General features: G+C 37.6%; 11 protein-coding genes. 2 read left to right on the top strand and 9 right to left on the bottom strand.

Features of this window, described 5'->3' with window-relative positions; all coding sequences use genetic code 11:
- Nucleotides 1-19 precede the first annotated feature (19 nt).
- The 5 genes from infB to rimP all read right to left on the bottom strand — a co-directional run bounded on the left by infB (nt 20) and on the right by rimP (nt 5,461).
- Nucleotides 20-2,854 carry a translation initiation factor IF-2 gene (gene infB / locus PYW37_RS08885; RefSeq protein ID WP_023188866.1) on the bottom strand — a complete coding sequence of 945 codons (2,835 nt, stop codon included), beginning with the start codon at nt 2,852-2,854 and terminating at the stop codon, nt 20-22.
- A gap of 20 nt (nt 2,855-2,874) precedes the next feature.
- Complete coding sequence (locus PYW37_RS08890; protein WP_003132491.1) at nt 2,875-3,180, bottom strand: YlxQ-related RNA-binding protein; 306 nt, start codon at nt 3,178-3,180, stop codon at nt 2,875-2,877.
- Between the two features lie 2 nt (nt 3,181-3,182).
- Nucleotides 3,183-3,509, bottom strand: a complete 327-nt coding sequence (gene rnpM, locus PYW37_RS08895; protein WP_003132489.1) for an RNase P modulator RnpM — start codon at nt 3,507-3,509, stop codon at nt 3,183-3,185.
- A gap of 165 nt (nt 3,510-3,674) precedes the next feature.
- The gene (nusA, locus tag PYW37_RS08900; RefSeq protein WP_023188867.1) at nt 3,675-4,823 is read right to left on the bottom strand and encodes a transcription termination factor NusA; all 1,149 of its coding nucleotides are present in this window, start codon (nt 4,821-4,823) and stop codon (nt 3,675-3,677) included.
- 164 nt (nt 4,824-4,987) lie between these two features.
- Nucleotides 4,988-5,461, bottom strand: coding sequence for a ribosome maturation factor RimP (gene rimP / locus PYW37_RS08905; protein ID WP_010905551.1), 474 nt, complete (start codon nt 5,459-5,461; stop codon nt 4,988-4,990).
- A gap of 272 nt (nt 5,462-5,733) precedes the next feature.
- Here rimP and PYW37_RS08910 point away from each other — a divergent pair, with 272 nt between their 5' ends.
- Nucleotides 5,734-6,138: a CidA/LrgA family protein gene (locus PYW37_RS08910; protein WP_023188868.1), complete on the top strand. Its 405-nt coding sequence runs from the start codon at nt 5,734-5,736 to the stop codon at nt 6,136-6,138.
- Nucleotides 6,139-6,156: 18 nt separating this feature from the next.
- On the top strand, nt 6,157-6,855 hold the full coding sequence (locus PYW37_RS08915) for an LrgB family protein (RefSeq protein ID WP_003132485.1): 699 nt from the start codon (nt 6,157-6,159) through the stop codon (nt 6,853-6,855).
- Between the two features lie 74 nt (nt 6,856-6,929).
- Here the strand turns inward: PYW37_RS08915 and PYW37_RS08920 are convergent, their stop codons facing one another.
- The 4 genes from PYW37_RS08920 to PYW37_RS08935 all read right to left on the bottom strand — a co-directional run bounded on the left by PYW37_RS08920 (nt 6,930) and on the right by PYW37_RS08935 (nt 14,522).
- The gene (locus tag PYW37_RS08920) at nt 6,930-7,655 is read right to left on the bottom strand and encodes a pilin N-terminal domain-containing protein (protein WP_012897448.1); all 726 of its coding nucleotides are present in this window, start codon (nt 7,653-7,655) and stop codon (nt 6,930-6,932) included.
- Nucleotides 7,642-8,940, bottom strand: a complete 1,299-nt coding sequence (locus PYW37_RS08925; protein ID WP_023188869.1) for a class C sortase — start codon at nt 8,938-8,940, stop codon at nt 7,642-7,644. Before PYW37_RS08925 ends, PYW37_RS08920 begins: the two co-directional genes overlap by 14 nt.
- Nucleotides 8,941-9,004: 64 nt before the next feature.
- A complete protein-coding gene (locus tag PYW37_RS08930) occupies nt 9,005-10,849 on the bottom strand; it encodes a SpaH/EbpB family LPXTG-anchored major pilin (protein WP_025016735.1) in 1,845 nt (614 codons plus the stop codon).
- 130 nt (nt 10,850-10,979) lie between these two features.
- Complete coding sequence (locus PYW37_RS08935; RefSeq protein ID WP_025016736.1) at nt 10,980-14,522, bottom strand: KxYKxGKxW signal peptide domain-containing protein; 3,543 nt, start codon at nt 14,520-14,522, stop codon at nt 10,980-10,982.
- Between the last annotated feature and the right edge of the window lie 271 nt (nt 14,523-14,793).

The raw sequence follows: 14,793 nt of genomic DNA on the forward strand, positions 1-14,793 counted from the left end.
CAGTCGAGCTCACACCTTATTATTTACGTTCGATTTCAACCATTTTGTAAACTTCAAATGTATCATCAATTTCAACATCGTTGAAGTCTTCAACCATCAAACCACCTTCTTGAGCATTTCCGACTTCTTTAACGTCATCTTTGAAATGTTTAAGACTGGCAATAGCTCCATCATGAATCACGACACCTTCACGAATGACACGGACAGAAGCATCACGGGCAACTTTACCACGAATAACCATAAATCCGGCAATTGTACCAACTTTAGAAACGTTGAATGTTTCGCGAACAATTGCTTCACCAATGATTTCTTCTTTGAACTCAGGATCAAGCATTCCACGCATCGCTGTTTCAACTTCTTCAATTACTTTATAAATGATGCTGTGCAAACGAATATCAACTTCTTCTTGAGCCGCTTGTTCACGTGCAAGACCAGTTGGACGAACATTGAATCCAATGATAATCGCATTTGATGCTGCTGCAAGTGAAATATCAGACTCTGAAATTGCCCCAACAGCTGAATGGACGATATCTACTTTCACACCTTCAACTTCAATTTTTTGAAGTGAAGCAGCAAGCGCTTCTGCAGAACCTTGAACATCCGCTTTGATGATAATGTTAACAGATTTAGTTTGACCTTCTTTAAGAGTATCAAAGAGATTGTCCAAGTTAACACGACGTGTATTTTGACGTTTGATCAATTGAGCACGTTTAGCACGTTCTTCCCCAGCCGCACGAGCTGCTTTTTCATCTTCAAATACTGCGAAGTGATCACCAGCTTGTGGTACGTCAGAAAGTCCAGTTAATTCAATTGGAGTTGACGGACCAGCTTCTTTAATACGACGTCCGAGGTCATTTGTCATTGTACGAACACGACCATATGTGTTTCCGACAACAATTGGATCTTGAACATGAAGTGTTCCTTGTTGTACCAAGAGAGTTGCAATTGCCCCTTTACCTTGGTCAAGACGTGCTTCAACAACAGTACCAATGGCACGAACAGTTGGGTCAGCCTTAAGTTCTTGCACTTCTGCCACAAGAAGAACTGTATCTAACAATTCATCAAGATTTTGGTTAAATTTAGCCGAAATTTCAACAAATTCTGAACCATTTTCTGGATCCCAAGCGACTGGGAACACACCATGTTCAGTCAATTCTTGTGTTACACGTTGTGGATTTGCACCTGGTTTATCAATTTTGTTAATTGCAACAATAATTGGCACCCCAGCGGCTTTAGAGTGATTGATTGCTTCAATTGTTTGTGGCATTACACCATCATCAGCAGCAACTACAAGGATTGTAATATCTGTGACAGAAGCACCACGAGCACGCATAGAAGTGAAGGCTTCGTGACCTGGCGTATCAAGGAAAGTAATTTTCTTACCATTCGATTTGATTTGGTAAGCCCCAATATGTTGAGTGATACCACCTGCTTCACCCTCAGTCACACGAGATTCACGGAAACGGTCAAGCAAAGTTGTTTTACCATGGTCAACGTGTCCCATAATTGTAACAACAGCTGGGCGTTCAACCATGCTTTCTTCTTTAAGATAACCATCTTCAACAAACAAACGTTCAATATCTGATTTATCTTCTTCAACTTTTTTGACTGGTGTTACACCATAATCCATGAGAATCAACTCAATTGTATCTTCATCAAGTGATTGGTTTTGATTGACCATTGTTCCCATCATGAAGAGTTTTTTGATAATTTCAGCTGGTTCGCGTTTGATTGATTTAGCAATATCTTGAACATTCATTCCTACTTCATATTCAAGACTTTCTGGTAATTCATGGAATTTACGTTGAGTTGCTGGAACACTTGAAGATTGGTTGTTTTGGTGACGACCACGACCACCTTTTTGATTCCAGTTTGAATTACGCGCATTACGAACTTGATTACGATTATCATTTACGCGAAGTGGACCACCTTTACGGTTACCATCTTTTGTATTATCGCGGTTATTATCAGATTTTTTACGGTCACGGTCACGACGGTTTGTTTTACCAGAAGTAGCTGGTGTAAACGAATCTGTTGCTGGTGCACTACCTGATGAAGCGAATTTGTCACGTTTTTGACCTTGATTTTGTCCTTGACCAGATGAACGGTTCTTATCATAATGGTTTCCACCTTGACCATTCCCATTTTGGTTAGGACGGCGATTATCATTACGATTATTTCGGTCATTACGATTTTTGTCGAATTTTTTCTTTTCAGGACGAGCTGCCGCTTGTTCTTTTTTGATATCTTCGGCACGTTTAATAACTTTGATTTGAATTCTTGGTTTTTGAGTCAATGATTTTTTCTTTTCTTCAGTAACAACTGGTTCTTTTTTATCAGCAACATTTTCTGGTTTTACTTCAGCTTTTGACGTTGCTGTGTTATCTTTTGTTTCTACTTTTTCAACTTTTGGCTCAGATTTAGCTTCAACTTTTGGTTCAGCTTTTTTAACTGGTTCACTAGCTTTAGGTTTTTCTGTAACAACAGGATGTTCAGTTGATGCAACTTCTACTTTTGCTGCTTTTTCAGCTTCTTCTTTAGCTTTAATTCTTGCTAAAATTGCTGGGTCCTCAACAACTGCTTTTCCAGCAAATGTGCGTGGATGGTCTTCCTTGTTTTTCTTTGCTGACTCAGCAGCTTTTGGTTGACTTTTTTTAACAGGTTTTTCAGCAACTTTAGCAGTTTGGTCAGTGCCTGTTTTTGCACTTTGAATGATTTTTTCTGCTTGTTCTGCTGTTACAGAACTTGAATGTGATTTCACTTCAAAACCGAGAGTTTGTGCTGCCGAAACAAGTTCAGCATTTGTTAATCCAGTTTCCTTAGCAATTTGGTTTATACGTTTTTTATCAGACAATCTTTGTCCTCCTTATATCATCAATTGTTCATGAGGCTCTCCATTTTCTTTGCAAATCCATCGTCCACAAGTGCAATAACCTTGCGATTTTGTCCTATGGCGTGCGATAATTCTATTTCTGTAAAGAGTGTTGAGACAGCAATCTCATAATAATTTGATTTATCAGTAATTCTTTTACTCAAATTTGCTGCGGCATCATTGGCAAGAAAAACTAATGTAGCTTTACTGCTTTGAATTGATTTAATCACCAATTCTTCACCACTAATAATTTTTCCAGCTCGTTTTGCAATTCCTAGTAAATTTGAAATTTGTTGTTTTTTATCCATCTTTAGTCGTAGTCCGGCGCTAAATCAGCGGAATAGGTTGCAGATTCAAGTTCTCGTCGAGCAACAAGGTGTTCAACATAAGTGATTAACTCATCATAGAACTCATCAGCAATTTTAGTTTGAAAAGCTCGGTCAAAAACACGTTTTTTCTTAGCTTCTCTTGCTTCTTTATTCAAAATGGCAATATAAGCTCCGCGTCCATGTGCTTTACCAGAAGGGTCAATTGAAATTTCTCCCTCTTTATTATAAGCAATCCGTAACAAATCCTTTTTGGGAAATTGTTCATTCGAGACTAAAGATTTTCTCATTGGAGTTTTTTTCTGTTTCATCGAAAATCCTCAAAATTTCTGTTGAAAAAATGACTGACAGCCAATTTCTTGACCACTAGAATATCAGCCATTTTACTGACGGACCTATAAAAAAGAAATTTTCAGCACCTTTGTGCTTTTTCTAAAATATTATTTTCTGTCAGTAAATTTTCAAGCTTTTAAAATTTATTCTTCACTTTCGCTAACTTCAGGTGTTTCAACAACTTCTTCAACTACAAGAGTTTCGTCAACTTTAGTTGTTGGAATTTCTTCCCCATCTTCACCCACGAATTCATAATCATCCAGATTGAATTCATCAGCCGCTTTAATATCAATTTTACTGTTTGTAACATGTGCAGCAAGACGAACATTTTGACCACGTTTACCAATGGCAAGTGACAATTGGTCGCGCGCAACAACTGCTAAACTTGAACCGTCAGCAGTAATCAAAACTTGTTCAATACGAGCAGGTTTTAAAGCATTGGCAACAAGTGTCGCTTTATCTTCTGACCATTCAATGATATCCATTTTTTCACCCGCAAGTTCGCGAATGATTCCTTGGATACGTGAACCTTTAGCCCCAACCATTGTACCAATTGCATCAACATTTTCATCATGACTTTGAACGATGACTTTAGCACGGTCACCAGCATCACGAGCAATTGATTTGATTTCAACAGTTCCATCAAAAACTTCAGGAATTTCTTTTTCAAACATACGTTTGAGCATATCAGGCGCAGTACGTGAAATGAAGACACGAGTTCCTTTTGGAGTCAAGACAACATCAGTAACATAAACTTTTACACGGTCTCCCACATGGAAGTTTTCTTGTGGAATTTGGTCTTTCTTAGTCAAAAGAGCATCAACACGGCCAAGATTTACATAAACGGCACGAGCATCAACTTTTTCAACTGTTCCTTGGATGATTTCATCTTTGTAACGGCTATATTCGTTATAAATAATTGTGCGTTCTTCTTCACGCATTTTTTGCATGATAACTTGTTTAGCAGCTCCAGCAGCAGTACGAGCAAAATCTTTTGGTTTTTCTTCAAACATAATTTTGTCGCCAATTTCATAGTGAGGATTTAATTCATGCGCATCCTCAAGTGAAATTTCAAGACGACTATCGAAAACTTCATCCACGACTTCACGAGTCGAATAAACATTGAAGTTTCCTTTCTTTTCATCAAAGATAACTTTAACATTTTGTGCTTGACCATATTGACGCTTGTAAGCTGCTGTGATAGCTTGCTCAATCGCTTCAATAACAATCTCAGATTTGATTCCTTTTTGCTCTTCTAACATTGCAAAGGCGTTCAGCATTTCTTTGCTCATTTTTTTCTCTCTTTCTTTTTATAAGAAAATTTCATTTTTAATATAAGCTAAGTTCGACTACCTTGAATCAAGGAAGTTCTACATTTTCGCCTAACTCAAGGAAATCGAACTCAGCTTCTAATTATTGATTCTCTTTAGAAAAATCAATAAATCCTGTCATATCTTTAAAATTTAACCATCGTTTGTGCTTTTGCAACAGCAGATAAAGGAATTTCAATATTTTTATGACGGGTCTTATCCAAGACATCTACCACTAAAGTTTCTCCATCAAAGCTTACCAAATCACCAGTAATTTCTTTTTCATTATTGATTTTTTGATAAAGTTTAACGAAAATATACTCACCAACTGCACCCGCAAAATGCTCAGCTTTACGCAAAGGACGTTCAGCTCCTGGACTTGCAACCTCTAGTAGATAACCTTCTGTTGGAAACGGGTCTGGACTAATGGTATCAAGCAAAGGTGAAATGATTTCACTCAACTCAGCCGTCTCATCAATTTCGATTCCGCCTTCTTTATCCACCAGAATTGAAAGCATCATATCTCCACCAAATTTTTCCCATTCAACTGCAAACAGTTCAAAAGGTTGAGGAATATGAGGTCTAATGAAATCTTCTACAATTTTAACAACATCATTCATAGGCAATTCTCCTTTCATAAAATACAAAGTTAAAGTCAACTTCTATTTTAAAAACACAAGAGAAGGAGCGCCCTTACGAACGCTCCTTTCTAATAGTTTATTTATATTTATTATAACACGTTTCAAGTAAAAGTCAAGCACACATTTTAAATTTTTTATTAAGCCATTTTCATTAGTCTAAAGCCAGTTTATCCTTGAAAAAGCCTATCTCGAAGAGTACAATAAAAATTGTTGTAAAAATTATCCGTAATTAACTTAGGGAGTTAACAAATATGAAAATTTACCTGCAATTATTAATCATTTTTGGCTTTTCTTTTATTGGAAATGTCATTTCAAACGTCTTTCGTTTACCAGTTCCAGGCTCTATTCTAGGAATGATACTACTTTTCCTCGCATTACAATTCAAAATTCTTGAATTTCGTCATGTTGATGAAGCCGGCAGCTTTCTTATCAATAATATGACCATTTTATTTTTGCCAGCCGGTGTTGGAATTATGGCCAAATGGAATTTGATTAGCCACTTTTGGGCACAAATCCTCTTGATTGTTGTTGGAGCACTCGTTATAAATATGCTCATCTTAGGAAAATTAGTTGAATGGATTAAAGTTAAATTTGAAGGCGATTATGTCGCTTTAAAACCAGATACTACCGTCACTTCTTCCACTGAAGACCAATAATTTGGAGCATATAAAATCATGAATATTATCACTACCGACCCTCTCTTTGGCTTTGTCCTTACCGTTCTTGTCTTTATGATTGGAGTACGAATTAATGAAAACTTTCGTAAGCCTTGGACAAACCCACTTCTTTTTGCGACTGTCGTAATAATCCTAATTCTCTCACTAGCTCATATCCCTTATAAAAACTATTATATCGGGGGTTCAATTATCAATGACCTTATTGGACCTAGTACCGTTGCTCTTGGAATTCCTCTCTATAAAACTTTCCACTTGATGAAACATCACGCGCGCTCAATTGTTAGCTCAATTGCTATTGCGGCTCTAGTCAACTGTATTTTTACCGCCCTTTGTGCTAAGTTTTTCAGCCTTAGTAAACTCGCTTCTCTTTCAATTTTCCCTAAATCAGTAACCACTGCAATGGCTATGGGAATTTCAGATAAAATGCATGGTGTTGAACAAATTACCGTTGTTGTCGTTGTTGCTACAGGAATCCTCACAAGCGTGCTGGGCGGCCCTCTCTTAAAACTCTTTAGAATTACTGACCCAGTTGCACAAGGGATTGCCCTCGGAGGAACTGGACATGCTGTCGGAACCGGAACAGCGATTGAACTTGGAAAAACCCAAGGTGCAATGGCAGCTCTTAGTATCGGAGTGACTGGTATTATGTATGTGATATTTGCTCCAATCATTGCCAAAATCATTCTTGGCTATTAAAAAACTCCTATATAAATAAATAAGGTTGAACATTTAATTGTCCAACCTTATTTATTTAGCTAAATTTAATCATTTTATTTAACTTCTTCTTCTTTTTTTCTGCGTTTTTTTAAGCAGATAATAATCAGAAATAAGACAAAACCATAAGAAGTTAATAAAAGAGAACTAGCTACACCAGTTTTTGGTAATAATCCAAAAACTTTTTTTGATGAATCATCCTTACTTTTAGGAGCTTTAGGAACTTCAATTGGTTTAGGAGCAGGCTTAGGTTTGTTTGGAGGTCCGGTTTTTTCCTTATCAACACTAGATTTAGGATAAATATAAACTTCATTTAATCCTGAAACTGGAGCCTTGATTACCAAGGGTAAAGCTGCTTTCAGCAAACCTTTCTGAGGGTTAGTTTGTTCTTCAATCAAATAATAACCATCAGACACAGATAAACTAGCTACTCCATTAGAGTCAGTCGCCAAATCAGCAACCTCTTTTAAAACTGTATAACTTGATGGCGGTGGATTTGTTGCCTTAAGTTCTGAACCATCCCCAGTAGGTGAAATTTCATAAACTAAATAATGAATTCCAGAAAGAACTGACAGTTCGTTTCCTAAATTATCCAAGGGGAGGTTATTAATCTGTAGTCCATCATTTGTCGTCTGATTCTCGCTAAAACCTGTCGCTCCAGGGCTTAGGCCATATTTTACAATAATTAAGCGACTATCAGCAAAAGCTTTTTGACTGACAAGTCCCAAAAACAAAAGCAAAGTGACTATTAAGAACCCCATTAACTTGCTACTTTTTGTCAATTATCCCTCCCCCTTTCTTTAATTTATTAATATTCAAGCATTTAATATACTTTATATATCCCAATGCTTCTTCTGTTTTCAAAACATACTGCATTATTTTCTTATCACTAGTAAAAGCAGGGCCTACGACAAGCGCATGTTTTTCATCCCCATAACCTTGTTTCTCATTAATATAATTTTGCCAGTTTTCCGTTTTATCTTTAAATATCCAGCGGGACAACTTTTTAATTCTTTTTAATCGATAAACATTTAAGAAAAGCTCTTCTGAGTTCAGCTTTTCTTTTTGAGCAAATTCATCTAACCACTGAAACGCTAGTTTCTTAGAATCAGTTAAATAAAAACCTTCACCAAAATCTCCTACCAATTGTCCATCAGAAAGAACAGGTTTTTCAATTTTTCTAGCAGCAACATGGTATAAGTTCCGCTTTCTCCCAAAGAGTAACCATAAAAGATAGACTAATCCAAGAAACATTAAGAAAGCAGACCCAAACATCACCCAAAAATTATAACCAAACTGATTGCGTTGAATATCTTCTTGTGGCGTAACCTTTGATAATGCTGTTCTTTCACCAGTAACTAGTAATCTTTTGTTATTAATACCTGTTGGATAACAAGTGACTAAAGTCACCAAATCTCGTCCTTTTTCAATACTCAAAGATGAAACTTGATTGGGAGCAACGATGCGAATATCATTAATCTTGTATTTTAGAGTGAGATTCAAAACATGAAGATAAAAGATATCACCATTTTTGAGTTTATCTAGATTAGTAAATAAAGTATCATTCACTCGCCCAGAATGAGCAGGTAAGACAGCATGACTATTGATTCCTCCAATTGGCAAAGAGGATTGAGGCACATGTCCAACCCCTAGTCCCAAAATTTTTTCAGAATCTCCAGGATAGATTGGAATATCATTGACTTTAATCTGAGGAATCGTGATGAAATCCATCATTCCCGTAGTATCAATTTTTAAGACATTGTTATAGTTAGGAATTGGCTTATTCCAAGCAATATGCTGACTTGCATCATAGATATATTCATTGTAAAGTTGCGCGTTATAAAGCTGTGCTTGACTAAGCAATTCCTTTACTTTAGCACTTCCTATATTTGAAAGATTTTTTTCATCGTATTTCTGAACAGATTTGATATTTTGCTGTCCTGCCAAATAGTTAACAACAATCGGGTAGAACAACAATCCAATAGCAATTATCCCAAGAATAATACTCAGTAAATTTCGGAAACTGAAGCCCTTTTTACGGGAGGTTTTTGGTTTTTTCTTTGCCATCATCCCCTCCTAATCTACAATATCAATTTGGCTAGTTTACCACTTCCATTAAAGATAAAGTTTTTTATTTCACAACTTCTTCTTCGTTATCTTTACGACGTTTAATAGCAAAAGCAATCACCCCTGAAACAGTTGCAATAGCAATGATTCCCGCTAAACCTTGTCCACCTGTAAATGGTAATGCAAATGGTTTATTATTGGTAATTGTAGTATCAGTAGCAGCTGGTGCTGTGCTTGCGGTGACGGCACCAGTCAGGTTAGCTGCTGTGGTAACACTAGGAAGTTGATAACCTGTTGGAGCGGCAACTTCGACAAGATAGTAATTCGTTGTGTTACTGCCATCTGTGTTATTATCAACCAAGTTCAAGCCGTTAAAGGTTGCAATCCCATCTTTACCCGTAGTGAATGTTACTGGTGCAGTTGCACTTGTATTTGCATTTCCTGAAGTATCCCCAGTGACAAAAGCCGCTTTACTTGAAGTTAGATTTGTTACTGTTCCACCTGAGGCTGAGTTATTAAAATAAGCTGCATTCGCTTCAACAAAATCTTGGGCATCCTCTTTATTATCAGCACGTACAACAGTAAAAGTTGCTCCTGCCAAAACTGCTTTAGTTGAAGCATCTGTTTTAGTCATTTCAAGGCCACCCACGTTAAGTGTTGATTTAACTGCTGCCGTCGTTGAAAGATCTGCTCCATAAGCGTTAGTGATTGTCGTGGTAGCTGAATCTGTCGCACTACCAATGGCGCTTTTAACCGTTGATGGAATGATAATATTCAAAGCACCATCTGCGTTACCAAGCAAGCTTGCTGCGTGTTGTTGACCAGCCATTGTCAAAGTAACCACGATTTTTCCATTGCCATCGTTTGTGATTGTATAGTCAGTTGTCGGAGTCAAAGTACCCACTTTTGTTCCACTTCCATTTGTAACATTTACAATTACCGTACTTACTGTTACTGTTGAGCTGTTGACCAGATTATTAGGCAATTGATCGGTAACAATATATGTACCTGTGCCCCCTGTAGTCCCGTTTCCGTTGTTTGTTTGTGAAGAATCAAAAACTGTATTCACATTCCAATTCACAGTATTTCCAGCTGCCGCAGTTGTCGTATTTTGATTATCAGACCCATTTGTCCATGTTCCATTAGCCAGATTTTCATTTCCGGCATTGTTGTCCGTATTTGTGAGCGTTTGGTCAGAATTTCCCGTCGCATTTGGATTAGCAATTTGATTTGGTGTTTGACCATTGAAATTATCATCCGCATTTGTTGTCGCACTCGTTCCTAAACCTGCTGAACTTGACATATCTAGTTTTGGATAAACGTTAACAATACCCGCTTGGCTGTCTTCGTGGCTGACTTGGACGATAAAATCTCCAACAGTTGTAATCCCGTTGACTGTTGTCACTTGATGAAACAGATAATAACCATCGGTCAAGCCAGTGAAATCAGCAAGACCAGATGCATCTGTAGTGACTGGAGCTACAGAAGTTGTATCTGTAAATGAAGGATCAGTCACACCAGTCGGAACACCCGTCCCTACATATTTTGTTGCTGAAAAAGTCACATTTGCCATTGTGCTTGGAGTTGAACCTTCAAGAGTTGTTTGTTGGCTACCGTCGTTTTTGGTGCTTCCAGTATTTCCTGCTTGTCCTCCTGTTTGATTATTAGCAATCCCACTATCATTAACAGGATTGCCATCGGAATCTACAAGTCCGTTATTTTGCGTAGGATTTTGATTCCCAGCTGCTGATTGAGCATAGATAGCCACTTCGCCATTTGAGACTTGGTCCGCTACATTAGTTGTTTTCGCATTGACAGTTGCAAGTCCACTAAATCCTGCAAGAGTACTCAAAGCAAGTAAGCTAACGCTTGCCAAAGCAAAGTTTTTATTAAGTGAGTTAAGTTTCATTTGTTTATCTCCATTTTTATTTGATTGAGTTGTGAGTAATTAAGTTAAAAATATACTCAAGCTTTTGGAACGGTCTTTTATTTTATGTGAAATAGGGATTTCTTAACTAGAATTTCCTCTTATTTTTTTATCATTCGTTTGTCCCCTTTCGCTGTGCTTGTGCTAAATGAGTCCGATTTTTTGTATGGAATATTTTTGCGTAAGGACGAGTGTGTCGAGAAGTTAGGTAAATATTTGATCGTTTATTATCATTTTTTCCTAAAATCTCCTTGTTAATAACTTCAAGATCCATTTCTGCTTTACGTCGTTGACTAAAGTAGAATCCAAGTGCCCCAAAGGCCGCCAATCCTATCATCAAATATAGGAATTGATTACCAGCTCCACCTGCAAAAGGAAGTACAAAATTAGTAACTGTCAACTCTGTTGTTGATTTAACATAGTCGCTTGTGGTCGCTTGGCCAGAATTTATAAAATCGCCAACTGTATGTCCACCTGAAGCTGTAGTTGTTTGCCAATTTGTATAATCAACTAAACCTTGGGCAGTTAAAGCATAATAATTTTCTATATAGGCTCCTTCTTGAAGTTTATTTGTCGGTAGGGTGATATCAGAATTATTTACCCAAAGTATGTTCCCCGAGCTATCAGTGATAAGAACACCGATTGCATCTCCGTTAACTATTGGATTTGTTCCAATATTTTCTACTGAGCTTCCATCAGCATTACTGGCCCCTACTAGATCAGAAGATGGATTGTAAGAAGCGGCGCGTGGAATGATATGATGATTATTTGTTGTAATTGCTGTTGCATCTTGCACTTCTAGAGTAGTCTGACTTGTTACTGTATCATTTGCCAAACTTGTCGCATCTAATGTTTGCAAAAACTGTGATACTGTCCCACCAGAATGACTAGGAAGCCAGTTAGTATAGGCTTGAACACCAAGGTAATTGAGAGCATAGTAATTCTCGGTATAAGTTCCAATTGAAAGTTGCAGTGAATTTGTTGCATCACCCCAATAGTCTGTTTGTCCTCCAGTGATATTTACAATCGCGTTATAGCCATTGATTGCATAACTTAAGCCATCATCGTCCGCACCATCTATATCGGTACTTGATGTAATTTCACTACTTGGAATATAATTTGTTGCAGGATTAACATGCTGACCTGAAGTGGAATTGCTTGTAATTGTAGTCTGGTCAACTGTCATCAACAAATGAACCAATTGTGTTCTATTACTCTTTGTCCCAGCTAAAACATAAGGATGAGCAGCTAATAAATCAGAAAAGGTTTTATAAGTTGTTGTTGGAGCTGAATTTGTGGCTGTAGTTGTTGTCCCCTCTTGATACTGATAGCCGGTAACGATATATTTAATACCTGTTGCACCATCAGTATATGTGACATTATCTGTTGTACTTAAAGTATTACCAGTAAGAGAATTCATATTATCAATGACTTGACTCTGATAATTAGTTGTTGTCGAACCTCCCAAAATTGAACCTACAGTTGGAGTAAAACCTCCTTGTGCAACATTTAGAGGATCATTATCAGGATTAGGGTCAATCGAAATAAACCAAGTTACATTTACAGTGTTAGGTGCCAATTGAATATAATACTGGTTACCAGTAGGTGCATAGACTTGTCCACTTGGCCAAGCGGCATTTGTTCCATTAGTTGTTGAGCTACTAATTAATATACCTGATGCAGATGTTCCGGCATAAATAGCTGAGATGTAATAACCTGAAGGAATTTGTGGGCTAGTATTATATCCTGTCGGTGTAGTAACACTTCCTCCTGTTGTTCCAGTTGAAGTTAAAATTGCGGGAATTGCCGGAGTATTTAATGCTGTACTAGTGTATCCATAGGTGTAAGTTGCGGTTTGTGATACTGCAGTCAAAGTAACTGTATAAGTATTCAGGGTACTTGTAGCACCAACAGTCGGATTTTGGCTTGTAAAAGCAGCTAGGGTCGCTGCCGTTGTAGCACCGGAAACTGTTGTTGTCCCATTTGATATTTGCGTAATGTTGTAGCCTGTAGGAACAGCATTTGAAAGAGCTGTTGCATAGCTAGATAACAAAGTGGTGTTTGAAAAAGGATTGTCGGTTACAACTGATGCGTCTGTTATACCAGTTGCTCCGTAAGCAATCTGATTTGGGAGATTTGCAAGGGTTGTTCCACTTGCCTTCGCCCAGTTGAATAAAACAGTTTGCTGACTTGGTGTATAGCTTACATTTAAGGCATTGGGGTTGGTTGTTCCTACAATAAAGTTAGAAACAGTTGTGGCTGAAGTATTCGTTGTGGATGCTGGGTTTGCTGCAAGAACTGTCGTTGTTGTTGCAGAATTAGCTTGATAACCTGTTGGAGCTGCTGGAACAACGTAGGTATAAGTATTATTATCTGGGCTTGTTGAACTTGGAGCAGTTAAAGCCGCACCAATCGTATCATTGACATTTGCCGTAATTGAACTTTGTGCCATAGATGGAATCGGCTTCCCTGTAACTTTATTGAGATAGTTTATAGGCACAGGTTCTGTTCCTTTTGAGCCAGTAATCGTTGCTCCATTTAAAGAAACAGAAAGATTACCATAATTCCCCCCTGTCCCGCCAACAAAACCAACTGTTAATGAATTTTGTAGATTAGTATGAGTTGTTAAGGTATAACCACCCGTTCCTCCATTGACAGCACTTGCTCCAATTAATGCTCCATTACTTGTTGTTTGAGCAATCAAATTAAATGTTAAAGTCCCTGAAGTATAGCCTGTGCTTGCAGTATTTGTTGCATCAGGAGTCCAAGTGACTGTAATAGGTTCTTGTACGGACGATGTAATAGGAGAGGCGACACCTAATGCATAGCTTGTGTCGGTTGCAAAGGTGTAGGCTGTCCCATTTTGAGTGTTGGTCACGGGACTATAGGGAGCAGCACTACCTAATGAAGGATAATTAGCAGCTTGTAAAGTTCCACTACTATCCGTATTGCGAATTGCCATTACAACTCCTGGACCATCTGTCCAACCATTTACAGTTGCAGATCCGTCAATTCCTGTCAACGAACCGGTTGAGACGTTGGATAAGTTAGAATAAAGATCGCGGCCGAGGAAAACTGTGTTAGGCAGACCTCTAATTCCAAGCCCATCATTTGTCGCCTGAGAAGATTGAGCATTTGCTGCTAACTGTGCCTTTGATGCCCCTGTTAAAATAACCCCGATGGCATCTCCTGATTTTGTGAAATCAGTCAGAGAACTTCCTGAATCAACTTTAATTGTTGACTTCAAGGTAAAACCTGTTGTTGCTGAAATAGCTGAAACTGATCCATTAAATATTCCTAAACCAACACTATTAGCTGTTGATGAAACAAGATTAATCCAATTACTTGCTACAACTGCTTTACCATATAAAGCATAGTTTGAAGAATTAGCAAATTCAGTTCCAGAGTAGGTATGTCCTCCTGTGTCATAACTTGTATTTCCTGGAACAAGTGTTCCGGATGAAACAGATGCTGCTTGCGCTTTCTCTGTTTTAGGTTGGAAAGCTAGGTTTCCAATAGGAAGTAGAGTTGAAGCTGTGAGAGTCAAAACGGTGGCACCATATAGCCATTTTTTCCCTGATTTCCAAGTACGAAAGCGAGTTGTTTTTACTTCATGACTGGTTGTATAACCTTTTTGATGCTTAGAACGATACATGCTTTATACCTCACTTTCTAGTTATTCATCTCTTACTGAGTAGAATTTCTTTTTTTACTGAGAAAACATCTCATTTCTTTTTGTCTTGACCTCATTTTAACATTGCACTTTTATTTCATCAAGTAAAACAGAAGCAAGCTTTTTAATGTAATTAAAAACTTTCTTGCAATGTAATATTGTTTTTTTTAGAACTAAATTTAAATTATCCTCTGACTCTTTGTAAATCAATAGCTTGTAAATCACGTATTCCATAGACTTTAAAAATAAAATA

It is taken from the genome of Lactococcus lactis (genome assembly GCF_029023865.1).
Lineage (GTDB): Bacteria > Bacillota > Bacilli > Lactobacillales > Streptococcaceae > Lactococcus > Lactococcus lactis.